Source organism: Paraniabella ginsengisoli (assembly GCF_022513635.1).
GTDB classification, from domain to species: domain Bacteria; phylum Bacteroidota; class Bacteroidia; order Chitinophagales; family Chitinophagaceae; genus Niabella; species Niabella ginsengisoli.
In genome coordinates this window covers 37,041-61,204 of the sequence record NZ_JAKWBL010000002.1, presented here as the reverse complement: position 1 = coordinate 61,204, position 24,164 = coordinate 37,041, and the positions used below count along the sequence as shown (strand labels likewise).

At 39.1% G+C, this 24,164-nt stretch carries 25 protein-coding genes and 1 pseudogene; 22 read left to right on the top strand and 4 right to left on the bottom strand.

The genetic code is table 11. The features are described 5' to 3' along the window. Window positions 1–180: 180 nt before the first annotated feature. A complete protein-coding gene (locus MKP09_RS11380) occupies window positions 181–1,173 on the bottom strand; it encodes a hypothetical protein (RefSeq protein WP_240830110.1) in 993 nt (330 codons plus the stop codon). Window positions 1,174–1,274: 101 nt separating this feature from the next. Continuing rightward, window positions 1,275–1,646, bottom strand: coding sequence for a hypothetical protein (locus MKP09_RS11375; RefSeq protein ID WP_240830108.1), 372 nt, complete (start codon window positions 1,644–1,646; stop codon window positions 1,275–1,277). 274 nt (window positions 1,647–1,920) lie between these two features. On the opposite strand from MKP09_RS11375, the gene MKP09_RS11370 reads away from it, so the two are divergent. The 15 genes and pseudogenes from MKP09_RS11370 to MKP09_RS11315 all read left to right on the top strand — a co-directional run bounded on the left by MKP09_RS11370 (window position 1,921) and on the right by MKP09_RS11315 (window position 12,555). After that, window positions 1,921–2,835, top strand: a complete 915-nt coding sequence (locus tag MKP09_RS11370; protein ID WP_240830106.1) for a 2-isopropylmalate synthase — start codon at window positions 1,921–1,923, stop codon at window positions 2,833–2,835. Further along, window positions 2,718–3,002 carry a homocitrate synthase/isopropylmalate synthase family protein gene (locus MKP09_RS28070; RefSeq protein WP_394801069.1) on the top strand — a complete coding sequence of 95 codons (285 nt, stop codon included), beginning with the start codon at window positions 2,718–2,720 and terminating at the stop codon, window positions 3,000–3,002. The genes MKP09_RS11370 and MKP09_RS28070 overlap by 118 nt, the downstream gene beginning before the upstream one ends. A 335-nt stretch (window positions 3,003–3,337) precedes the next feature. Continuing rightward, window positions 3,338–5,020: a dihydroxy-acid dehydratase gene (gene ilvD, locus MKP09_RS11365; RefSeq protein WP_240830104.1), complete on the top strand. Its 1,683-nt coding sequence runs from the start codon at window positions 3,338–3,340 to the stop codon at window positions 5,018–5,020. Window positions 5,021–5,022: 2 nt separating this feature from the next. Then, entirely contained in the window at window positions 5,023–5,595 is a 573-nt protein-coding gene (locus MKP09_RS11360; RefSeq protein WP_240830086.1) for an ORF6N domain-containing protein, read from the top strand. Window positions 5,596–5,621: 26 nt separating this feature from the next. Further along, window positions 5,622–6,149, top strand: a complete 528-nt coding sequence (locus MKP09_RS27355) for a thiamine pyrophosphate-binding protein (protein WP_317235309.1) — start codon at window positions 5,622–5,624, stop codon at window positions 6,147–6,149. Further along, the gene (locus MKP09_RS27350) at window positions 6,146–7,234 is read left to right on the top strand and encodes a thiamine pyrophosphate-binding protein (protein WP_317235308.1); all 1,089 of its coding nucleotides are present in this window, start codon (window positions 6,146–6,148) and stop codon (window positions 7,232–7,234) included. Before MKP09_RS27355 ends, MKP09_RS27350 begins: the two co-directional genes overlap by 4 nt. A gap of 143 nt (window positions 7,235–7,377) precedes the next feature. Then, the gene (locus tag MKP09_RS11350; protein WP_240830084.1) at window positions 7,378–7,707 is read left to right on the top strand and encodes a cupin domain-containing protein; all 330 of its coding nucleotides are present in this window, start codon (window positions 7,378–7,380) and stop codon (window positions 7,705–7,707) included. Window positions 7,708–7,728: 21 nt separating this feature from the next. Further along, window positions 7,729–8,307, top strand: a complete 579-nt coding sequence (locus MKP09_RS11345; RefSeq protein ID WP_240830081.1) for an O-methyltransferase — start codon at window positions 7,729–7,731, stop codon at window positions 8,305–8,307. Window positions 8,308–8,328: 21 nt separating this feature from the next. Continuing rightward, the gene (gene ilvN, locus MKP09_RS11340) at window positions 8,329–8,916 is read left to right on the top strand and encodes an acetolactate synthase small subunit (protein WP_240830080.1); all 588 of its coding nucleotides are present in this window, start codon (window positions 8,329–8,331) and stop codon (window positions 8,914–8,916) included. Between the two features lie 14 nt (window positions 8,917–8,930). Continuing rightward, window positions 8,931–9,299, top strand: a complete 369-nt coding sequence (locus MKP09_RS11335) for a DinB family protein (protein ID WP_240830072.1) — start codon at window positions 8,931–8,933, stop codon at window positions 9,297–9,299. A 256-nt stretch (window positions 9,300–9,555) separates the two neighbouring features. After that, window positions 9,556–10,478: pseudogene (ilvC, locus tag MKP09_RS27340) on the top strand (ketol-acid reductoisomerase). Continuing rightward, a complete protein-coding gene (locus MKP09_RS27335; protein WP_317235306.1) occupies window positions 10,475–10,918 on the top strand; it encodes an NADP-dependent ketol-acid reductoisomerase in 444 nt (147 codons plus the stop codon). Before ilvC ends, MKP09_RS27335 begins: the two are co-directional and overlap by 4 nt. Window positions 10,919–11,117: 199 nt before the next feature. Then, window positions 11,118–11,480 (top strand): ATP-binding cassette domain-containing protein, encoded by a 363-nt coding sequence (locus MKP09_RS11325; RefSeq protein ID WP_240830063.1) that lies wholly within the window; start codon window positions 11,118–11,120, stop codon window positions 11,478–11,480. A gap of 20 nt (window positions 11,481–11,500) precedes the next feature. Then, window positions 11,501–11,824 carry an AAA family ATPase gene (locus MKP09_RS11320; RefSeq protein WP_240830024.1) on the top strand — a complete coding sequence of 108 codons (324 nt, stop codon included), beginning with the start codon at window positions 11,501–11,503 and terminating at the stop codon, window positions 11,822–11,824. A gap of 59 nt (window positions 11,825–11,883) precedes the next feature. Continuing rightward, on the top strand, window positions 11,884–12,555 hold the full coding sequence (locus MKP09_RS11315) for an ABC transporter ATP-binding protein (protein WP_240830019.1): 672 nt from the start codon (window positions 11,884–11,886) through the stop codon (window positions 12,553–12,555). Window positions 12,556–12,593: 38 nt separating this feature from the next. Here the strand turns inward: MKP09_RS11315 and MKP09_RS11310 are convergent, their stop codons facing one another. Next, a complete protein-coding gene (locus MKP09_RS11310) occupies window positions 12,594–13,565 on the bottom strand; it encodes an MBL fold metallo-hydrolase (RefSeq protein ID WP_240830012.1) in 972 nt (323 codons plus the stop codon). A 12-nt stretch (window positions 13,566–13,577) separates the two neighbouring features. Then, a complete protein-coding gene (locus MKP09_RS11305; protein WP_240830010.1) occupies window positions 13,578–14,723 on the bottom strand; it encodes a methionine aminotransferase in 1,146 nt (381 codons plus the stop codon). 315 nt (window positions 14,724–15,038) lie between these two features. On the opposite strand from MKP09_RS11305, the gene ilvA reads away from it, so the two are divergent. From ilvA to MKP09_RS11275, 7 genes are all read left to right on the top strand, one after another. Next, the gene (gene ilvA / locus MKP09_RS11300; RefSeq protein ID WP_240830005.1) at window positions 15,039–16,283 is read left to right on the top strand and encodes a threonine ammonia-lyase IlvA; all 1,245 of its coding nucleotides are present in this window, start codon (window positions 15,039–15,041) and stop codon (window positions 16,281–16,283) included. 171 nt (window positions 16,284–16,454) lie between these two features. Then, window positions 16,455–17,756: an LVIVD repeat-containing protein gene (locus MKP09_RS11295; protein ID WP_240829989.1), complete on the top strand. Its 1,302-nt coding sequence runs from the start codon at window positions 16,455–16,457 to the stop codon at window positions 17,754–17,756. Window positions 17,757–17,914: 158 nt separating this feature from the next. Then, the gene (locus MKP09_RS11290) at window positions 17,915–18,352 is read left to right on the top strand and encodes a hypothetical protein (protein ID WP_240829987.1); all 438 of its coding nucleotides are present in this window, start codon (window positions 17,915–17,917) and stop codon (window positions 18,350–18,352) included. A 468-nt stretch (window positions 18,353–18,820) separates the two neighbouring features. Then, window positions 18,821–19,345, top strand: coding sequence for a hypothetical protein (locus tag MKP09_RS25995; RefSeq protein ID WP_262915325.1), 525 nt, complete (start codon window positions 18,821–18,823; stop codon window positions 19,343–19,345). Beyond that, complete coding sequence (locus MKP09_RS25990) at window positions 19,318–20,295, top strand: hypothetical protein (RefSeq protein ID WP_317235305.1); 978 nt, start codon at window positions 19,318–19,320, stop codon at window positions 20,293–20,295. Before MKP09_RS25995 ends, MKP09_RS25990 begins: the two co-directional genes overlap by 28 nt. Next, entirely contained in the window at window positions 20,207–23,335 is a 3,129-nt protein-coding gene (gltB, locus tag MKP09_RS11280) for a glutamate synthase large subunit (RefSeq protein ID WP_240829968.1), read from the top strand. Before MKP09_RS25990 ends, gltB begins: the two co-directional genes overlap by 89 nt. Window positions 23,336–23,441: 106 nt before the next feature. Then, entirely contained in the window at window positions 23,442–24,035 is a 594-nt protein-coding gene (locus MKP09_RS11275) for a Uma2 family endonuclease (RefSeq protein WP_240829956.1), read from the top strand. Window positions 24,036–24,164: the final 129 nt, after the last annotated feature.

Here is a 24,164-nt window from a genome sequence, read left to right as displayed (position 1 = left end):
TTAAGGGATGTAAAGATAAGAAAACCAATCGCCATGAAAATGGCAAAGAAAATTAGCTGCTCCAACGCCAACTTTGAAGAAAAGTATTTGAAACAGGATATTTCATATAGGCACAAACTTACATGATTTTTTTATCTATAACATATTTCACTACAGAACATATTGGGCAAATATCTTCTTTTAAGTTTTTTGCCTTCTCTCCCTCAAATATTTTTGTCGTATCACATCCTGCACATTAATGCCTGATATTTTACTTTCCAGCCAGCTGATCACATCCAGATAAGCAAAAGCTCTCGCTTCAAGCCTGTTATGCTGATATTTCTTAAGTTTATTCAGCAACTTTTCAAATTCAGGCTTAATGGTCTTTTCATTGAACTTAAAAGCATGTCGTAAAAAACGGAACATCTCTTCTTCTACTTTACTTAAGTTTTCCATTTTGGCCATGTAGCGATATACAGATTTGATCAGATATTCAAGCAGATTATAATTGCCCAATTCGTAATGAGCGATCAAATGCAACAAACGCGAATAACACTGCAAATCGGTACGCAAATCATCCTTTTGATTAATGATGCGATTGAGATAATCGATCGTCTTATCATTATCACCACTACCAAAATAAAGACATGCTATTTTGTAATAAAAAACCATCACACGATGCCTGTCTAAATATTTGCCATGCGTAACCAACATTTCTTCCAGATAAGGCACCATTTTCAATCCCTTAATAAAAGTCCCTTCCAGAAAATGAAGATTAATCACCGCTGTGTATAAATAAACATAGGTTACAATGCGATTGTTATCTGTATCCTGAACCAATGGAGACTGTGCAAAACGCTTAAATTTCTTAATGCTTTGAGCCAGCTTTTCATGATTCAGCAAATTGAAATGGGCACTCATCAGGTTGTGCATGCCTTTAACATACATAGCTGTTTCTGCCTCTATCATTTTTGGGGTTTGTTCAAATACATCTACCCATTTTTGGCAATACCGATAATACATCAAAAAATCAAGTTTAATGTATGCATGCCAAACATAACATTGATACAGATATACTTTTTCGTAAAAACTATCGCTAACATTTCTTTTCAAATGCTCGTCCATAAAGGCCTGCACCGTCTTTACATCATTCTCATTTCTGGCGTGACCGTTTTGAATATACCATCCGTACAATAACAGGTTAAGGTTGGAAAGGTCATTGATATTGGTGATTCGATCATTAACTTCCTTTGATTCGGCTGCCAGCTCATCTGCCCTTGTTTGTAAGCTTCTCGTTATATAAAGCGCTTCAATTTTCTTTTCAAAAAAAGCGCTTGCTGCAAGTAAGTGAGTTGATGGTGCGCCCGTGCATATTCTTTAATGCGCTCTAATACTTTTAATGTTTGATGATAAAGCCCCTTGTTATACAGTATGCGTGCATTATCAAGCATTTCATGCAAGTGCAGATCAGTATTTTTTTCATCTTTTAATACCCGAAGGCTGCTCAGAATTTGCCTGTACAATAGTGCTTTAGTATTGCTTAATTGTTGTTTGCTTACGCTTGGAACTTTTTTAAGTAATGCAGCCTCATCATACTCATTCATTTTATCCAGCGCGTCAAATAGCTTAATGCTCTTAAGGCTTTCTGAACCTGAATTACGGTTCACGAATAGCTTTAAGTTCCTTTTTTCGGATTTCTCAAGCGACTTAATCAACTGAAATAAAGCATCTGTACTTCTACTGGGCATTGTAATTTAAATATATACTATATGTTGATTTTCAATAAAATAAGAAATAAATTCAAAATTTATATGGTGTAAATCCGCCTGCAAAATAGTTTCTTACACAATATAGTAATGTTTACTTTTATAGACAGGTTTTACTGATTAATTTTCAGCTTCAAAATTAGGCAGCAATTTATTCATCATAACGATTCAAATTATGGCACAAGACAAAGTTTTCATTTTCGACACTACCTTGAGAGACGGAGAACAGGTACCCGGTTGTAAACTCAATACTGAAGAAAAAATAAAACTCGCTCTTGAGCTGGAGATACTGGGAGTGGATATTATAGAAGCAGGCTTTCCTGTTTCAAGCCCAGGTGATTTTAATTCTGTAAACGAAATTTCTAAGGTAATAAAAAACGCTACCGTTACTGGTCTTACGCGCGCTGTACAGAAAGATATTGAAGTAGCAGCAGAAGCCCTGAAACCTGCGGTACGCCCACGTATTCACACAGGCATTGGCTCTTCTGATAATCATATCAAATATAAGTTCAATAGCACCCGTGAGAAAATTGTAGAACGCGCAGTAGCTGCTGTAAAGCTGGCGCGCAACCTGGTTCCCGATGTTGAATTTTATGCTGAAGATGCTGGCCGCGCCGATCTTCAGTTTTTAGCACAACTTACAGAAGCGGTGATTAGCGCAGGCGCTACGGTTGTAAACATTCCCGACACTACAGGGTTCTGCCTTCCTCATCAGTATCAGGAAAAAATGCAATACCTGATCAACAATGTTTCCAATATTGACAAAGCTATTTTATCCTGCCACTGTCACAATGATCTCGGCTTAGCAACTGCCAATTCGATTGCAGGTGCCATAGGCGGTGCGAGGCAAATTGAGTGTACTATAAATGGCATTGGCGAAAGAGCGGGTAACACTTCTTTGGAAGAAGTGGCAATGATCATCAAAAAACATCCTGAACTTAATTTATATACAAATATCGACACGAGCAAGTTATTACCCATGAGCCGCCTGGTTTCAGATACTATGCGCATGGTCGTCCAACCAATAAAGCCGTCGTCGGTGACAACGCATTTTCGCATTCTTCGGGCATTCATCAGGATGGCTTTTTAAAAGAAGCTACCACTTATGAGATCATTGCACCGGAAGAAGTTGGCGCAGATACCAGCCGCATTGTATTGACTGCACGTAGCGGCGCAGCGCTCTGGCCTATCGTTTTAAAAATCTGGGTTACGAATTCGACCGCAATCAGGTTGACGAATTGTATCAGCAGTTTTTAAATGTGGCAGATGCAAAGAAAGAAGTGCAGGACAGCGATTTGAAAGAAATGGCGGAAAGAGTATCGGCTTAATTTTTTATTAACCCGGCAGCAGAACAAATGGCATCGCAATTGCCACGCTCGGTTTATCGTCCCGATTATAATTCATCAAAATCGTGGCAGTTTATCTTGAGCTTGTCGAAAAGATCGCACTCTTGTACTTCACAATATAACGCATCAGCATTGGTTCGCGACGATTATATAGGTCGGGATATGTACTAAAGCACAAGCGAGCGTGGCAATATCGATGATAGCAGTAAACAGTTGACAAAATAAAAAAACTCGAATAAATATTGTATGAACGAATTAAATAAATACTCGAAAACGATTACACAAGATCCAACACAACCTGCAGCGCAAGCCCAGTTGTATGCTTTAGGCTTAACGGAAGAAGATTTGAAAAAAGCACAGGTTGGCATTGTTAGTATGGGTTATGATGGTAATCCGTGTAATATGCATTTGAACGGGTTAGCAGCCGATGTAAAAAAAGGTGTGTGGGATAATGACTTGGTAGGCTTAGTATTTAATACCATTGGCGTAAGTGATGGCATGAGTAATGGTACACCTGGCATGCGCTATTCATTAGTAAGCCGCGATGTAATTGCCGATTCTATTGAAACAGTTTGCGGCGCACAGTATTATGATGCTTTGATTGCCGTACCGGGTTGCGATAAAAATATGCCGGGTTCTATTATGGCAATGGGACGTTTAAACCGTCCGGCAATAATGGTTTATGGCGGCACTATTGCGCCAGGCCATTATAAAGGCGAAGACCTCAACATCGTTTCTGCATTTGAAGCTTTAGGTAAAAAAATTGCAGGCCAGTTAGACGAAGCCGATTTTCAGGGTATTGTAAAAAATAGTTGTCCGGGCGCTGGTGCCTGCGGTGGTATGTACACGGCAAACACAATGGCATCGGCTATTGAAGCGATGGGAATGAGTTTGCCTTATTCAAGCAGCAATCCGGCTTTAAGCGAAGAAAAGAAAAAAGAATGTATAGAAGCAGGTAAAGCGATTAAGCTTTTGATGGAAAAAGATATTAAGCCCAGCGATATTATGACTCGTAAAGCATTTGAAAATGCGATTACGGTAATTATGGTTTTGGGCGGTAGCACCAATGCTGTATTGCATTTGCTGGCAATGGCAAGAAGTGTGGGCGTTCCTTTAACGCAGGATGATTTTCAGGCGATCAGCGATAAAATACCTGTATTGGCCGACTTTAAACCAAGTGGTAAATACCTGATGGAAGATCTTCATAATAAAGGAGGTGTTCCTGCTGTGATGAAATATTTATTAAAGAGCGGATTGCTTGATGGTAGTTGTTTAACAGTAACCGGTAAAACCATTGCAGAAAATCTGGAAGGCGTACCGGATCTGGATTTTGAAACACAGGACATTGTTTACCCGCTTGAAAATCCGCTTAAGAAAACAGGACACTTACAAATTCTTTATGGCAATCTTGCCGAGAAAGGTAGCGTGGCAAAAATCAGTGGTAAAGAAGGTGAAAAATTTACAGGAACTGCACGTGTATTCGATGGAGAAAGAAATTTAATTGCAGGCTTAGGAAGTGGAAAAGTAAAAGCAGGCGATGTGGTAGTTATAAAAAATGAAGGCCCTAAAGGTGCGCCCGGCATGCCCGAAATGCTGAAACCAACAGGAGCCATTATTGGTGCGGGTTTGGGCAAATCGGTTGCTTTAATTACTGACGGAAGATTTAGCGGTGGTACACATGGTTTTGTAGTAGGACACGTTACGCCAGAAGCTTTTGAAGGTGGATTGATTGGGTTTGTGCAGGATGATGATATCATAGAAATTGACGCAGTTAACAACCTGCTTACGTTAAAAGTTTCGGAAGAAGAAATAGCAAAACGCAAAGCCAACTGGACACAACCGGCTTTAAAAGTGAAAAATGGTGTTTTATATAAATATGCCAAATTGGTTAAGGATGCAAGCCAAGGATGCGTAACGGATGAAGATTAAAAATGCAGGTAATTCAATCCATACAAAATAGGATCTACGAGATCAGGGGCGAGCGAGTAATGCTCGATTTTGATTTGGCTGCTTTGTATGAGGTAGAAACTAAAGTTTTTAATCAGGCTGTAAAAAGAAATATTAAACGCTTTCCTAAAGACTTTATGTTCCGATTAACCAACGAAGAATGGAGCGACTTGAGGTCACAAATTGTGACCTCAAGTGTACAAATTATTGATAATCACAGGAATCAAAGGTCACAAATTGTGACCTCTAACAGTGTAAAGGGCAACAGATACCTTCCCTACGCTTTTACCGAACAAGGGGTTGCCATGTTAAGCGGCGTTTTAAATAGCGACAGAGCCATTCAAATGAACATTGCTATCATGCGAGCTTTTGTTGAAACACGCAGGATCTTTTTACAACAAACTGACCTGAAAGGACAGTTACAAGAATTGAAAGAACGAGTCGGCGGGCATGATGCGCAACTGAATCAAATTTACGACGCACTCGAAAATTTGTTAGATGAAAAAGCAGCAGCAAGAAAATGGGATGAAAGAGAAAGAATCGGTTTCAAAAAATAATAAAGAACAAACTTAAAATACGAGTTATGAATACTCTTGAGATACAGAAAGCGACAGCTCAGGCTCCAATAAAAAAAACAGAAACTATGTCGGGTAGCAAAGCAGTGATCGAATGCCTGCTTGCAGAAAATACCGAAATTATTTTTGGTTATCCTGGCGGGGCCATCATGCCAATCTATGATGCTTTGTATGATTACAAAGACAAGGTAGAACATATATTAGTTCGTCATGAGCAAGGCGGCATTCATGCCGGTCAGGGTTATGCGCGCACCAGCGGTAAAACTGGTGTAGTATTCGCAACCAGCGGACCTGGTGCTACCAATTTGGTTACTGGCCTGGCCGATGCACAAATAGATTCTACGCCTTTGGTTTGCATTACAGGCCAGGTATTCGCACACCTTTTAGGTACAGATGCATTTCAGGAAACAGACGTGATCAATATAACAACTCCGGTTACAAAATGGAATTATCAGGTTACTGACGCTAATGAAATTCCTGGAGTATTAGCCAAAGCATTTTACATCGCTAGTAGCGCCGCCCCGGACCAGTTTTGATAGATATTACAAAGAATGCACAGATCCAACAATTTGAATTTCTCGGATATGAAAAGTGTACACATGTACGCAGCTATCGCCCCAAACCAATTGTTCGAAAAGAATATATTGAACAAGCAGCTGATCTTATTAATAAAGCAGAAAAGCCTTTTGTAATTTTTGGCCAGGGTGTAATATTAGGCGAAGCCGAAAAAGAATTTTCTGCATTCATTGAAAAAGGAAATCTTCCTGCAGCATGGACAATCTTAGGTGAAAGTGCTATTCCATCAGACCATCCTTTAGGTGTTGGTATGCTGGGTATGCACGGCAATTACGGGCCGAATGTTTTAACTAATGAATGCGACGTTTTGATCGCTGTAGGTATGCGTTTTGATGACCGCGTTACAGGCCGACTTGATAAATATGCAAAACAAGCACAGGTAATTCACTTAGATATTGATCCTGCTGAAATCGACAAAAACGTTAAGGCGGATGTTCCTGTTTGGGGAGATTGTAAAGAAACACTTCCTATACTTACGGCTTTGTTACAGGAAAAAGATAACACAGCCTGGATCAATAAATTTAAAGAATACGCAAAGGAAGAAGAGAAAGAATGTATTCAACCTGAAATGCATCCGGAGGGAGAGATAATGAGCATGGCGGAAGTAATGGACGCGTTGAATGAATTAACAAATGGTGATGCTGTAATAGTAACCGATGTAGGACAGCATCAAATGGTAGCCTGCCGTTATGCAAAATTCAATAAAACAAGAAGTAATGTAACTAGTGGTGGACTTGGCACAATGGGCTTTGGATTACCAGCTGCAATCGGTGCTAAATACGGTGCACCCGACAGAACCGTTGTTGCTATTATTGGTGATGGTGGGTTTCAAATGACCTTGCAAGAGCTTGGCACGATTATGCAATTCGGTGCTGCAGTTAAAATTCTGATTCTTAATAATGAGTTTTTAGGAATGGTACGTCAATGGCAACAACTGTTTCATGACAAGCGCTATTCTTTTGTAAATATTACAAGTCCGGACTATATCATGCTGGCAAAATCTTACAGCATCGAAGGACAAAAATTGATAGGCGCGAAAACCTGAAGGCCGCGCTTAAGACCATGCTGGATCACGACGGAAGTTATTTACTTGAAGTAATGGTTGGAAAAGAAAATAACGTATTCCCAATGGTGCCGCAGGGATGTAGTGTAAGTGAAATAAGATTGAAATAATCAACATTAAGGATAATGAATACTGCTTTCAAAATAAGTGTTGAAAATGGTTTAATTGCCTTAAAAGAAAATCAGAAAGAGTTTATTTCAGTTTTTACACATGGAACACTTGAAGTTGAAATATACAAGCCTGAAATTGTGGACAAGCAGCAGCCTCATGAAAGGGATGAAGCGTATATCATTATTTCAGGTGAAGGGAAATTTTATAAAGATGGTGAAGTTGTAGAATTTGTTGCAGGAGATTTCCTTTTCGTTGAAGCTGGCAAAGAACACAGATTTTTTGACTTTAGTGAAGATTTTTCAACATGGGTTATATTTTACGGCCCCAAAAGAGGAGAAAAATAATAATGATCAGATTAAAATAGTATGCAAGACAAATTTTTTAATAATATTCCAAAACAATATGATCTCATATTAGATGCAACGAAAGCGTTGGCGTTTAATATGGCTTCAGATTTGCAAACCGGAAGTTTATTAAGCACCCTTGCTGCTTCAAAATCTAATGCAAATATTCTGGAAATGGGTACTGGTAGCGGACTTTCAACTTCATGGATATTGTCGGGTATGGATAATAAGTCGCGCTTAACAACTATTGAGAACAATGAACTCCTTCTCGACATAGCAAAGAAAAATCTTGTTGATGAGCGAGTTGATTTTGTTTTAGCCGATGGATATGAATGGTTAAAAAACTATAGCGGCGAAAAATTTGATTTACTTTTTGCTGATGCGATGCCCGGCAAGTACGACCTGTTTGAAGAAGCATTTGATTTATTAAAACCAGGAGGCATTTATTTTATAGATGATATGTTACCACAGCCAAACTGGCCTGAAGGACATGCTGAACGAGTCGATGCATTTATAAACATGTTAGATCATAAAACAGATGTGACATTTACAAAATTGAGTTGGTCAACAGGAATTATAATTGTAGTAAAGAACATATAGATATCAAACAATAAACTAGTAATGAAACAACAATATACCATCACCGTTTACGCAGAAGATCATATTGGTCTGCTTTCACGCATTTGCATCATCTTTTCAAGAAGAAAGATAAACATCGACAGCCTGAATACTTCTTCATCAGAAGTAGAAGGCATCCATCGTTTTAATATTTTGATCGATGAAACAGAAGAAGTAGTAAAAAAATTGTGCAAACAAATAGAAAAGCAAGTTGAAGTATTAAGGGCTTTCTATAATACTAACGACGAGATCGTTTGGCAGGAACTTGCCTTATACAAAGTACCAACCATAGAGGTAGCTGAGAAAATGGTAGTAGAAAGAATATTGCGTAAATATGGTGCACGAGTGGTTTGCGTAAGGCCTAACTTTACGGTATTTGAATCTACCGGTCACACAGAAGACACTGAAGATCTTATAAAAAAATTAGGAGAATATAATCTTGTGGAATTTGTTCGTGGCGGCCGTGTTGCCATAATGAAAGATAGTGAAGGTTTCCATAAAAGGTTAAAAGAGTTTGAATATAAAGAGCCTGGTGAAGAAGTTATAGAAAATGAATTTTTAGAAAAAGGAGAGAACATATTCTCTATGTAACAAAGCGATTCCGGATGAAAAAATATTTTGAAATAATACACATTACTCGTAATAATTTTATAGAATTGGTAAATGGCTTAAGCATTGATCAGCTTAATAAAATACCTGACGGATTCCATAATAATATCGCCTGGAATTTCGGACACATCGTAGTAACAACTCAGGGACTTTGTTATCGCCTATCTGGCCTTCCGCTAAATATTGATTCTTCTATAATAGATCGTTATAAAAAAGGAACAAAGCCCCAATCATTTATTCCGCAAACGGAAATTGATTTTTTAAAACCATCACGCATAGCAATATTGATCAACTGCAAACTGATTATGCTGACGGCCTTTTCAAATCTTTCACAAGCTATACGACCAGCTTTAATACAACGCTGAGTAACATTGAAGATGCCATCGCAATGGTGCAGTCGCACGATGCGTTACATTATGGTTATGCAATGGCTCAACGAAAATTAGTTCAACACATATAAACTTTTATCGAAAAAAATCAAACAACTTAAACAAGAATAAAAACAATGGCAAATTATTTTAACACACTACCGTTGAGGGACCAGCTGAATCAATTAGGCGTTTGTGAATTTATGAGCAACGATGAGTTTGCTGACGGAGTGGATGCACTGAAAGGTAAAAAATAGTAATAGTAGGTTGTGGCGCACAGGGCCTTAACCAGGGTTTAAATTTAAGAGACAGCGGCCTTGATATTTCTTACGCATTGCGTAAAGAAGCAATAGAAGGGAAAAGAGATAGCTGGAAAAACGCTACAGACAATAACTTCACCGTAGCACTTACGAAGAACTGATTCCTACTGCTGATTTGGTAATTAACTTAACTCCGGATAAACAACACACAAGTGTGGTAAAAGCGGTGATGCCATTAATGAAGCAAGGTTCTACCCTCTCTTACTCTCACGGGTTTAATATTGTAGAAGAAGGTATGCAAATTCGTAAAGACATTACCGTTATCATGGTAGCTCCTAAATGCCCGGGTAGCGAGGTTCGTGCCGAATATGTTCGTGGCTTTGGCGTTCCTACATTGATTGCTGTGCATCCAGAAAATGATCCAGAAGGAAAAGGTTTTGATCAGGCAAAAGCTTATTGCGTGGGTACTGGCGGACATCGTGCTGGTGTGTTAAGGTCTTCTTTTGTTGCGGAAGTAAAGTCTGATTTGATGGGCGAGCAAACTATTCTTTGTGGCTTGTTACAAACTGGCTCCATTCTTTCTTTCGATAAAATGATTGAAAAAGGAATTGATGCTGCTTATGCATCTAAACTCGTTCAATATGGTGTTGAAGTAATTACCGAAGCCTTGAAACATGGCGGTGTTACAGGTATGATGGATCGGTTAAGCAATCCTGCTAAAATCAAAGCATTTAAGGTTTCTGAAGAATTAAAAACCATCATGCGTCCTTTATTCCAAAAACATCAGGACGATATTATGAGCGGCGAGTTCAGCAGCACCATGATGGCTGATTGGGCAAATGGCGATGCCAACCTTTTGAAATGGAGAGCAGAAACCGGTGAAACAGCTTTTGAAAAACACCTGCCGGAGATATGAAAATTGGCGAGCAGGAATATTTCGACAACTATACATTAATGGTTGCTTTCGTGAAAGCCGGTGTGGAACTGGCTTTCGAGACAATGGTGGAAGCAGGTATCAAACCAGAATCTGCTTATTACGAATCTTTACACGAAACGCCGTTGATCGCTAATACCATTGCACGCAAAAAATTGTTTGAAATGAACCGCGTTATTTCTGATACTGCTGAGTATGGTTGCTACCTGTTTGATCAGGCTTGCAAACCATTATTAGCTGATTTCATGAAAACAGTCGATACTGATTTAGTTGGTAAAAATTTTAACGAAGGAAAAGACGGCGCTGTTGATAATCAGGAATTGGTTGAAGTAAATGAAGCCATCCGCTCACATCAGGTAGAAGTAGTAGGTACTGTGTTGCGTAAAGCAATGACTGCGATGAAGGCGATTAAAACAGCTTAATTTCTCTCCCCTCTCCTTTTGGAGAGGGTTTGGGTGAGGTATTATTATCCAAGCTGAAGAATAGATGGCATCGATCTTGCGTCGCACTCTTCAACTGATGAATATAATTCATCTTTAGTATGACAGATGACAGCTTGCAGTTGACATTCAACTGTGAACAGTCATCTGTCAACTATTTTTAATCCTTTCCTTTTTATTAATGGATATTATTCAAATAAAAGAATTATCAGTTCAATACGGCGCCAAAACTGTGTTGTCTAATATTTCATTTACGATCAGCCGCGGTGAGCATTATGTAATAAGAGGCGAAAGTGGAAGTGGCAAAACTACTTTAGCAAAAGCCATTGCCCATCAAATAAAATTTTTGGGAGATATCGAAATCAATTTCGACACAAAAAATAATTTACAGGCAAAAACGCTGTTTGTAGAAAACTGGTATCGCTTTACCAATATTGAAGGTGACAGAAATTTCTATTATCAACAACGTTATAATCATCAGCAAAAACGTGATACGATTACAGTTGCAAGAGAGTTGGAATTGTATCAAAAGAAAATGAGTTAGACAACATTTTACTAAGCGAATTGCTTTCAACTTTTAAATATACAAAGATCGTTGGCGAGCAGTTAATTGAACTATCAAGCGGTGAGCATAAAAAATTACAACTGATAAAAGCATTGTGGCTAAGTCCGCAATTACTGATTATCGATCAGCCTTACACGGGGCTTGATACCAACTCCCGCGCTAATCTCAACCAACTTTTTAACGACTACACCAACAAAGGCGGCACGCTAATGCTTATTAGCAATGATCAGGAATTGCCTGATTGTATCAATCGTTTCGCCACACTTAAAGATGGCAAACTGATAGAAGGTAACACAACCTTTAACATCAACAAAAAATATTAAAACCACTTCCTTCTTTTCTTCATGCAAAACCACAATACACATCGCAGAATCTGATCAGCATGAACAATGTTCATGTAAAGTATGATGAAAAGCAGGTGCTGACAAATATTGACTGGCAGGTAAATGCAGGCGAAAGATGGCTGCTGCAAGGACATAATGGCTCAGGAAAATCTACTTTATTAAGTTTAATCACGGGCGATCATCCGCAGGCTTATGGCAACGACATTAAGTTATTTGGCGTACAACGTGGCACGGGTGGAGAAAGTATTTGGGATATCAAAAGGCGCATTGGGCTTATCTCTCCCGAACTACATTGGTATTTTGATGCCAACGCAACAGTTTTAGAAAGCCTTGCTTCCGGATTTTTTGACAGTAATGGTTTGTATCGTCAATTAAGATATGCACAAAAACAACAGTTGGAAGAATTATTAAAATTCCTTGATTTATTTGATGTTAAAGATGAATTGTTAACCACGCTTCCTTTGGGCAAACAACGTTTAGCTTTACTTGGCCGCACCATCATCAAAAATCCGCAGCTATTGGTTTTAGATGAACCCTGCCAGGGTTTAGATCAACAGCAAACTCAATACTTCAATGATCTGGTAGACGAGATCAGCAAAAATGGCGTAACGATTATTTATGTGGGCCATTTTGAAACGCAACTACCAAAGTGTATTACGCATAAGCTGGTGTTGAAGAACGGGAAGAAGGAAGTGGCAAGTAGCGAGTAGGACGATTCATCATACTTATATTTCGCCTACTTGGTAAATCACAACTCCACCTCATCCCCAAACCTCGCAATCCCAAAACCTTTTTCCAATACTTCTTTTGTATCTTTGCTATCCGGCTTTAAAAGCGGATTGGTATGATTGAAATGTATAAAGCGAATTTTAGCTTTTTCCTTTTCTGATAAATGCTCCATTATCTTCATCGTTTCAATAGCAAATGGATGCGGTATCAAAGAAATGTCGCGCCTTTTAATTTCTGCACCGCTATAAAAAGTTGCGTCAATAAAAGCATAATCTACAATTGCAATTAGTGCAACGATATCTGCATCCCATTTTTCCCACTTGTCAATATCCGGAATAAATAATGCTTTTTTATTAGGACCAGCAATAATAAAACCAACCGTTTCAGAATACTCATCCCTATGCGGCACGCGTAGCGGCGTAACCTTAATACTTTCCCCCAACGACGTTTCTTTTCGGTTTTGCATCTGATTTAGTTTAATATTCTCCCTTTCTATCAATTGGCTCCATGGCCCGTTATGTCGTAAAAAAGAGTCCATACGCGACATAACATAAACAGGAACCTCTTTAGCGTCTGTTGCCTCTTTACCCAAATGCATCAACCCCGTATAATGGCCGATATGCGCATGTGTCAGAAAAATTCCGTCAGGCATTTCCCTGGTATTATCCGGCAACTGAAGTTTCAGATATTTAAGCTGTGAAACAATATCCGGCGTGGCTTCAAATAAATATTTCTTGTTATTCACTTTATCCAATAGCCCTAATGCCACTACTTTACGCTCCGGATCTGGCTTTGTAAATAACTCTTTACAACAATCTCTTGTACAAGCAATATGTGGCGATCCGGCGTCCTGAACATTGCCCAGCACGAGGAGCGACACAGTATTTGCTGCAACCCCTTTTTTGCTAACCATCGTATCATTTTCGCCAGACTGCATATTACAGGCGGACATTAAGATGATCAGTAAGAAAATAATCGGTCTTCGTATCATAGTTCAATATTATTATATCCCACATAAATTTTCCACAGCAGCCATCAACACTTCATCCTTCTTTGCAAAACACACTCTTACAATCTTATCAGCCTGCTCCGTTTTGTAAAAAGCACTTAATGGTATTGTGGCTACTTTATATTTTATCGTCAACCATTTGGCAAAATCCACATCACTCAAATCACTTATCGCCGAATAATCATACAATTGAAAATAAGTTCCCGAACTCGATTTTAACTGTTTAAACTTAGATTGTTTTAAACCATCAAGCAACAAATTTCTTTTATGTTGTAGCATTGCCGCAGCTTCTCCTTTTTGATACGTCTCCAAATATTTAGACAACGCATATTGTGCTGGTGCGTTCACACTAAAAGTAAGATACTGATGAATTGACTTAAATGCTTCTGTTATTTCTTTTGAAGCCACACAATATCCAATCTTCCATCCCGTAATATGAAACGCTTTTCCAAAAGAATAAATGGCAATCAATTTATCCTGAAGCTTATGTTGCAAAAAACCAGGAAGATGTTGATCATCATCAAACACAATGCTGTCATACACTTCATCAGAAATTACATAAATATCTTTACTTCCGATAACAGCCGCAAGTTCATCCCAATCGTTTTGCGACCACACATAACCTGTTGGGTTATGCGGCGTGTTTACAAGAATAACTCTGGTCTTTGTAGTAACGCTATCTTTTACTTTTTGCCAATCAATAGCAAAACTATTCGCCGCATTTAATGTAATTTTCACAGGAACACCACCATTGATTTCAATAGCCGGAAGATAACAATCAAACGCCGGTTCAAAATAAATTACCTCATCGCCTTTTTCAATGATCGCCGTCAGTGATGTGTAAATGCCATAAGTTGCGCCAGGTGTAACCGTTACCAGATCAGCCGAACAAAAATCAGTTTTATAGCGTTCATTCAGATCCTTTGCAATTTCTTCACGTAATGATATTAAACCTTGCATGGGTGCATACTGATTAAATCCTTTCAAAACAGCATCGTGCAAATATTCACTTAGTTCAGAAGCAATTTCATAATCAGGTAATCCCTGCGATAAATTATAAGCATTTTCCTGCCGTGCCAGATTGGTCATAATAGTGAAAATATTAAGCGGCGAAGCGGTATGTTTTACACGTAAACTCATTTTTATTTACTTGAAATTGAATGCTAACTTACCAAAGAAACAGAAAGATAAAATTATATTTTATTGTCCCGGCAGAAGAATATTACTCATCTATCTTGCGTCGCACTCTTGTACAGTTAAACATAGCTCATCCTACCCATTCGCCGCCATTGTCTGAACCATGATTTTGATGGATTACAAGATTAACAGGATTTATATCAATGTAAATGTACGCTCCAAAACCAGCAACCTGAAACCTGTAACTCATCAACCTCTTTCATTATCACATCATCACATTGGCTAATTAACTAATTTTGAAGATTACCAATAAACATTATGTCATCATTATCACTTCAGTCCGTACAGGCAACCGCCAAACATATAGAAAGCGTAGTATTAAAAACTCCTTTACAACTCAACACATCGTTAAGCCGGAAATTTAATGCAAATATTTATTTAAAACGCGAAGACCTACAGATTGTCCGCTCTTATAAACTAAGAGGCGCTTACAATATGATGAGTTCATTACCTAAAGAAAAACTGGACTGCGGTGTAGTGTGTGCGAGCGCCGGAAACCATGCACAGGGCTTTGCTTTTAGCTGCAAAGCTTTGAATATCAAAGGCACTATTTTCATGCCTTCTATTACACCTAAGCAAAAGATCACGCAAACAAAAATGTTTGGGGAAGATAATATTGAGATCATATTAACTGGCGATACTTATGATGATTGTGCCAATGCTGCGAAAAAATTTACCGCAGAAAAAAACATGACTTTTGTGCATCCTTTTGACGATGAAAAAGTGATCGAAGGACAGGCTACTGTAGGTTTGGAGATTTATGAACAACTGACCAATATTGATTATGTAATAATACCTATTGGCGGCGGCGGTCTTTGTGCCGGTGTAGGAAGCTTTATAAAAACAGTTAGCCCTCACACAAAAATTATCGGTACGGAACCTGAAGGTGCTCCGTCTATGACGGAAGCTTTAAAAGCCGGACGTCCGGTAGAACTTACGCACATTGACCGATTTGTAGATGGCGCTGCCGTTAAGCGTGTAGGCGATATCACATTTGAAAAATGTCATCCCATTTTAGATGATGTGATATTGGTGCCTGAAGGAAAAATTTGCACAACAATCCTTGAGCTTTATAACAAAGATGCAATAGTTGTAGAACCCGCTGGTGCTTTATCTGTTGCCGCATTGAGCTTTATGGAAGAAAAAATAAAGGGTAAAAATGTTGTCTGCATCATCAGTGGTAGCAATAATGATATCGACAGGATGCAGGAAATAAAAGAACGCAGCCTGCAGTACGAAGGATTAAAGCATTATTTTCTGATAGACTTTGCGCAGCGTCCGGGAGCTTTAAAAAACTTCGTAAATAATGTATTAGGTCCTGATGATGATATCACCCGATTTGAATATATGCAAAAGACCAATAAAGAAAGCGGGCCGGCTCTGGTAGGTATCGAATTAAAAAATAAAAAAGACTACCAACAACTTATAAGCAATCTTCAGGAAAGCAGTTTTTCTTATACTGAATTAAACAAAAGCGATGCATTATTCAGTTATTTGGTGTAAAGCCGAATATGACACATCTTATGAAAGGAATCTAAGGGCTCCAATCGCTAACGGTTTTATGCTAATGAACTGAAGTTTGTTACTACAAAAGCAACAATTCACATATCAAAAAAATTATTCAGAAAATGTTGCGTTTTAACAATTTATCCCGTTTAGCATACAAAAGCCATTATGAGAACTGAAAAACAAAATTTTACCAAACTTGCTGTGCCAACTCAATTGCGATTGCCCCTACTTTCAATAATGCTGTTGTTTATAGCACAAAGCTGCCTGAAAGATAATTTTAAATCAACACGGTATGTCACTCTTTATACTCCCGTTACCAAAACCCTTGCGGAGGTACGCTCGGATGTGCAACTAAGTACACCCATTCCATTGAAAAACCCTAGCAAAATATATGTAAAAGGAAACTACCTGTTGATTTCGGAAACGTGGAAGGGGGTGCATATTATTGACAATACAGACCCATCGAATCCTAAAAATATTGGCTTTATAAAAATACCAGGTAATGTAGACATGGCAACAAAGAACAATTCTTTGTATGCAGATATGAATAGGGAATTGTGGACCATTGATATTTCCGATCCCACCGCACCGTCGATAAAAAACATCATTGAGAATGTGTTTCCCTGGTATCCCGGCGCTCAACCCACTCCTCTCGATGCCGAAATTGTGGTAGATTATATAGTAAAAGATACGGTTATTGAAACAAGCGGAGATGTTGTTGAAGAAGATGGACAGCAGATCGTGTTTTTTGATGCGACGGGTAACTTAGCATTTAGCAATTCTGCCTCCGGGGCTGTGGGAGCAATTTATGGCACAGGCGGTTCCATGGCCAGGTTTGCCGCCCTTAAAGAACGCCTGTTTACAGTAGATGGATCGGGATTATCAATATTCAATATTACTGCTGACATGAAACCTGAGTTTGTACAGAGAAAACAAATAGGCTGGTTGATTGAAACCATATATCCATTTAAAGAAAACCTGTATATAGGCTCATTAAATGGTATGTATATTTATGATTTAGCCAACCCCAACGACCCTACACAGCTTTCATCCGTAACTCATGTAAGAAGTTGTGACCCTGTAGTGGCAAACGAAACGCACGCTTTTGTTACCCTGAGAAATGGGACACGCTGCTGGGATGGAGTAAATGAGTTACAGATATATTCTACAGCATCATTAACCAGCCCTACGTTGCTTAAGAAATATCCAATGACAAGCCCGCATGGATTGGGGTTATCCGGCAACCTGCTATTTATATGCGATGGCAAAGATGGGCTTAAGATATATGATATCACTGATGTGAACGATCTAAAATTAGTGAAGCATATCAAAGGCTTAGATACTTTTGATGTAATACCTATAAACGGCATTGCCATTGTAAGTGGTGAGTCTGGAATATATCAATATGATTATAGAGACCCCAACAATATTAAACTCATAAGCACCATCGACATCAGCAAAAAATAACATCAAAACAGAATCAGAGCGATGAAAAAAGGTTTAGAACGTGCTTTCTGGCACTAGCAGGCTTACTATTTGCCTCATGTACAATTGCTCAAAGCTCCCCGATAAAATACGCCGGTCATATTAACGCAGGCGTACCATTTGGCGAAAACAAAACAAATGTGATTATACAAACCATTCATGGCACCAGGTTTAAAACCTGGTTTGCCGGTATTGGCGGAGGACTCGATGCTTATTATCAGCAATCCTTGCCATTGTTTTTAGATATTCGTAAAAATATTTTACATCAGCCTTCAACTCCTTTTGTATATGCCGACGGGGGTATTAATTTTGTAGTAGAACCCGAAGGTCAAACACCAACCCGCGGTTCTTCACTGAAACGTAATCCCGGATCTTATTATGAGATTGGTGTGGGTTACCGTGTAGGCTTTAAAACTACCGCTATCAATTTTACAATCGGGCATTCCTATAAAGGATATAAAGAGCGTCAGTACGGAATCAGATACATCCCCAATATGGAACTAGAAGAAAATGTATTGCTTGAAGCAAAATCGTTTCACTTAAAAAGAATATCGTTTAAAATCGGATTGGAGTTTTAGACAGTAATTGACTTTTCGCTTTGTATTGGCAATTATCAGCATAGGTTCAAGATAAAAAGACAAGCATTGAATCACTTTTTTCCCAACCTTTTTACTGCATCATTATGTACTTTTTCTGAAAAATCAAAAACAGATTTCCAATACATAATGCAATCATAAAGAAAGACTACTTCTTACTATAATGTTTAATTGAGAATAATAATTGTCAGTTACACTATTAATTATTAGAATTCGGTTAGAAGCAGCTCCAATTCCGGTATTCTCTTATCATCCAAACGTGCAATTACTATAATTTTCTATTAGAAATAATTCAACAATCTGAAGATTTTTTAGAAAACTAATAATTTTCAGCTCAACAAATAGCCACTTCGTCAAATTATCAATTTTTTTAATTAACTTACACGGCTCTCGATTGCCTTCCCCATATTGAAAGACCAAAATTTTTTTGTAAAAATTTGATAAGGAACTATGACAGAAAACAAAGGTCTTTATGACCCATCTTTTGAGCACGATGCATGTGGGATTGGTTTTGTTGCTAATATAAAAGGCAATAAAAATCATCAAACCATTTCAGATGCGCTTACAATTCTCGAATGTGTAGAACACAGAGGTGCTTGTGGTTGCGAACCAAATACTGGCGATGGCGCAGGTATTATGATTCAAATTCCCCATGAGTTTTTTTATGATGAATTATTACACTTAGGCATTACATTACCAGCAATCGAAGCGTATGCTGTTGGTGCGGTTTTCTTCCCTAAAGAATTAAGGCTTCGCGAAGAATGCCGTGACATTTTCAACAGGGCCGCAGAAAAAATGGGGATGAAGGTAATTCATTGGCGCCAAGTACCTGTTAATAATTCAGGTATCGGCCCCAGCGCACTTGATGTTGAACCAGCAATTGAGCAGGTTTTTATAGCACCCCCGATAGTGTTAAAACAGGTATCGAATTTGAAAGAAAGTTATTTGTGTTACGTAAATACGCCACACATATAACAAGCAACGCTGTGAAGAAAGATCCTATCGGATTTTACATTTCTTCATTATCCTGCCGCACATTAATATATAAAGGTCAGTTTACGAGCCACCAGGTTCGAGAGTATTATAAGGATCTTTCGGATAAGCGTGTTGTAAGTGCTTTTGGATTGGTACACTCCAGATTTGCAACTAACACTTTCCCTTCATGGAGATTAGCACAGCCTTTCCGCTTTATTGCACATAATGGGGAGATTAATACGTTACAGGGAAACCTAAATTGGTTGCGCTCTGCAGAGTCAAATTTCGAATCACCTTTATTTACTGACGAGGAAATGGATATGCTCGTCCCTATCGTTAGTAATGAACAAAGCGATTCAGCTTGTTTAGATAACATGATCGAATTACTGGCGCTAACGGGCCGTTCATTACCACATGTAATGATGATGCTGATACCCGAAGCATGGGATGGCAACGACGACATGGATCCTGCGAAAAAGGCTTTTTATGAATTTCACGCCTGCCAGATGGAACCATGGGATGGCCCGGCCTCTATATCATTCACCGATGGAAAAATGATCGGAGCTACGCTTGACCGCAATGGCTTGCGCCCATCACGCTACTGTGTTACTAAAGATGGTCGTGTAATAATGGGGTCAGAAACTGGCGCTTTGGTGGTAGACCAAAGTACCATAATAGAGAAAGGAAGATTGCAGCCTGGAAAAATGTTTTTGGTTGATATGGAGCAAGGCCGCATCATTAGCGATGAGGAGCTGAAGCAAAACATTTGCAATCAAAAGCCTTACGGCGATTGGTTAAACCAATATAAAATAAAACTGAACGAATTGCCAGAACCTCGTGTAATGTTCAGCAATTTAAGCGATGATCAGATATTCAAATATCAAAAAGCATTTGGCTTCACATCAGAAGATGTTGAAAAACCTGATTCTGCCGATGGCTACGGATGGTAAAGAACCTATCGGATCAATGGGGGTTGATACGCCGCTTGCTATTTTAAGCGATCAGCCACAACATTTAAGCTACTACTTTAAGCAGCTATTTGCACAGGTAACCAACCCGCCAATTGATCCTATCAGGGAGAGAATGGTAATGTCGCTGGCTACTTTTGTAGGCAACAACGGAAGCATGCTAATAGAAGATGAAAAAGATTGCCACGTAGTAGCTTTAAAACAACCAGTGCTTACCAATTACGAATTGGAAAAGCTCAGAAGCATTGACACCGGTAGTTTTCAGGCAAAAACAATTCAATGTTATTTTGTTGCCGACGGCAAAGCTGGTTCTATGCGTCGTGCATTGGACAGGCTTTGCAGATATGCAGAAGATGCGGTGAACGATGGCTTCGAAGTATTGGTATTGCAAGACCGTGCCATCGATGGAGACCATGCCGCCATTCCATCTTTGCTTGCCGTTTCTTCTATACATCATCACCTAATTAAGAAAGGACTTCGGGGTAAAGTAGGAATTGTAGTGGAAGCAGGTGATGTATGGGAAGTACACCATTTTGCATGTTTGCTGGGTTTTGGAGCCACCGCTGTCAATCCTTATCTGGCATTTTCAACCATCAGGTTATTAAAAGAAACTGGAAAAATAAAATCCGATAAATCTGTTGAAGAGCTTCACAAAAATTACATCAAAGCTGTAAGTGACGGGCTGCTGAAAGTATTCTCTAAAATGGGAATCTCTACACTTCAGTCTTATCAGGGTGCGCAGATATTTGAGATCATAGGTATCAATAAAGAAGTAGTAAATAATTACTTCACTAACGCAACTTCACGTATCGAAGGTATGGGCCTTGATGAAATTGCCCGTGAAGCATTGGCCAAGCATCAATTTGCTTTTACACGTAAGCAACTTCCGGTAGATCAACTTCCAACAGGAGGCTTCTATCAATGGAAACGTAAAGGTGAAGCTCACATGTTTAATCCGCAAACCATTCACCTGTTGCAATATGCAACACGCATGGGCGATTATAACACATTTAAAAAGTATAGTAAACTTATTGACGAGCAAGGTAAAAAAGCAATTACCATTCGCAGTTTGTTCGATTTTAAAAGAACACGCCCATCGATTTCAATAGACGAAGTAGAACCGGCAGAAGCTATTTATAAAAGATTTGCTACTGGCGCAATGAGCTTTGGCTCCATTAGCTGGGAAGCACATACCACACTGGCTATCGCAATGAACCGCCTCGGTGGCAAAAGCAATACTGGCGAGGGCGGAGAAGATGAAGCACGTTACAAACCAATGGAAAATGGTGATAGCATGCGCAGCTCCATCAAACAGGTTGCAAGTGGCCGCTTTGGTGTTACAAGTTTGTATTTAACCGAAGCAGATGAGTTGCAGATCAAAATGGCTCAAGGTGCAAAACCGGGTGAAGGCGGACAACTTCCCGGACATAAAGTGGATGATTGGATCGGCCGCACCAGGCACTCAACGCCAGGCGTAGGTTTGATCTCACCACCGCCGCATCACGATATTTATTCTATTGAAGATCTGGCACAATTAATATTCGATCTTAAACATGCCAATCGCCATGCACGTATTAATGTAAAACTGGTAAGTAAAGCAGGTGTTGGAACAATCGCCGCTGGCGTTACTAAAGCAAAAGCAGATGTAGTGCTGATTGCAGGCCACGATGGTGGAACCGGCGCATCGCCATTAAGTTCTATCCGCCACGCAGGATTACCATGGGAATTAGGCCTTGCTGAAGCGCAGCAAACTCTTGTAAAAAATAAATTGCGCAGCCGTGTAGTATTACAAACCGACGGGCAAATGCGTTCGGGTCGTGATATCGTAATTGCTACTTTATTAGGAGCCGAAGAATGGGGTATTGCCACAGCCGCACTTGTTGTGGAAGGTTGTATCATGATGCGTAAATGTCATCTAAATACTTGTCCTGTTGGTATTGCAACGCAAGATCCCGATTTAAGGAAACGCTTTACTGGTAACGCAGATGCCGTAGTTCACTTTTTCAAATTCATTACGCAGGAAATGCGCGAGTTGATGGCAGAACTGGGCTTTAGAACTGTAAACGAAATGGTAGGCCAGGTAGATGAACTGAAGATCAGGGAAGGCATCGACCATTGGAAATACAAAGGTTTAGATCTATCTCCTATTCTTTATAAAGAACCAGCTGAAGAAGGTGTGGGCATTTATAACTCCGAAAAACAAGATCATGGCTTAGATACCATTATAGATTGGGAATTTATTGAAGCAGCAAAGCCTGCATTAGAAAATGGCACACCAATAAAAGCATCTTTCGATATTGTAAATACAGATCGTGCAGCTGGCACCGTTCTTTCTCACGAGCTCACCAAAATTTATCGCGATGTCGGATTACCTGAAGACACGATTCATATTCAACTGAAAGGTACAGCAGGACAGAGCTTTGGCGCATTCTGTAACAAAGGTATTACCCTTGAACTAGAAGGCGATGCCAATGACTATTTTGGTAAAGGTTTGAGTGGCGCTAAACTGATCATCTATCCAGATAAAAAAGCTGGCTTTGTTCCAGAAGAAAACAGCTTGATCGGCAACGTAGCATTCTATGGCGCTACAGGTGGCGAAGCCTTTATTCGTGGTCAAGCTGGCGAAAGATTTGCCGTTCGCAACTCAGGCGCAACAATGGTTGTGGAGGGTATTGGTGATCATGGTTGCGAATACATGACTGGTGGGCGTGCTATTATTTTAGGAAGCACAGGCCGCAACTTTGCAGCAGGTATGAGCGGTGGTATTGCATATATTTATGACACGGCTCAAACTTTTGCAGGAAACTGTAACATGGAAATGGTAGAGCTTGATCCTGTTGATGCTGAAGATGCCGCCTTCCTTCAAAAAGAAATAGAAAAGCATTACCAATATACCAACAGTACTGTAGCTAAGTTTGTGCTGGATGATTTTGAGAACCAACTTAAAAACTTTGTAAAAGTGTTCCCAAGCGAGTACAAAAAAATCATGCAGGCAAAAGTGGAACAAAAACAAATAGCGTAAACGAATTTCAGGTTAATAGCTCATGATAAATGCTATGAACTATTAACCTGAATTCAATATAAAAAGCGTTACATAATTTTGCGGGATTATATTCTATTTCGAAAATATGTCCAAAATAGTTACAGATATTAACGAACTCAATTTAAACGGAACGTACACTTACGCGGATTATCTGCTATGGCGTTTTAAAGAGCGAGTGGAACTCTTTAAAGGTAAAATCTTTAAAATGAGTCCTGCACCGAATGTATCTCATCAAAAAGTATCTCTGGCTCTTACCAGAAACTTAGATAAGGTTTTTCATCAGTCCGATTGTCAGTTATTTGTAGCCCCTTTTGACGTTCGTTTGGTAAACTACAAACAGAGTAAAGAGGATGAGCAAATTCATACCGTAGTACAACCCGATTTGTGTGTGATCTGTGATGAAAACAAGATAGATACCAGGGGTTGCGTTGGCGCTCCCGATCTTATTATCGAAATTCTTTCGCCAGGAAATACCAGGAAGGAAATGAATATAAAGTTCGATCTGTATCAGGAAAACGGCGTTTTGGAATATTGGATGGTAGATGTTACCGATCGCGCTATTTTTATGTATGTACTGGAAAATGGAAAATATATCGGGTTAAAACCATTTTCGGAAGAAAGTATGGTTCAGAGCAATGTATTTCCACAATTACACTTTGCTGTAAATAACATTTTTTAAAAAATAATTTTTATCACTGATAATTTGAGATTAGCAATTATGATCCCAGCTGTAGAATATATAGCATCGATCTTGCGTCGCACTCTTGTACAGATGTACAATTGGCATCAATAAAATCTCAAATCTAAA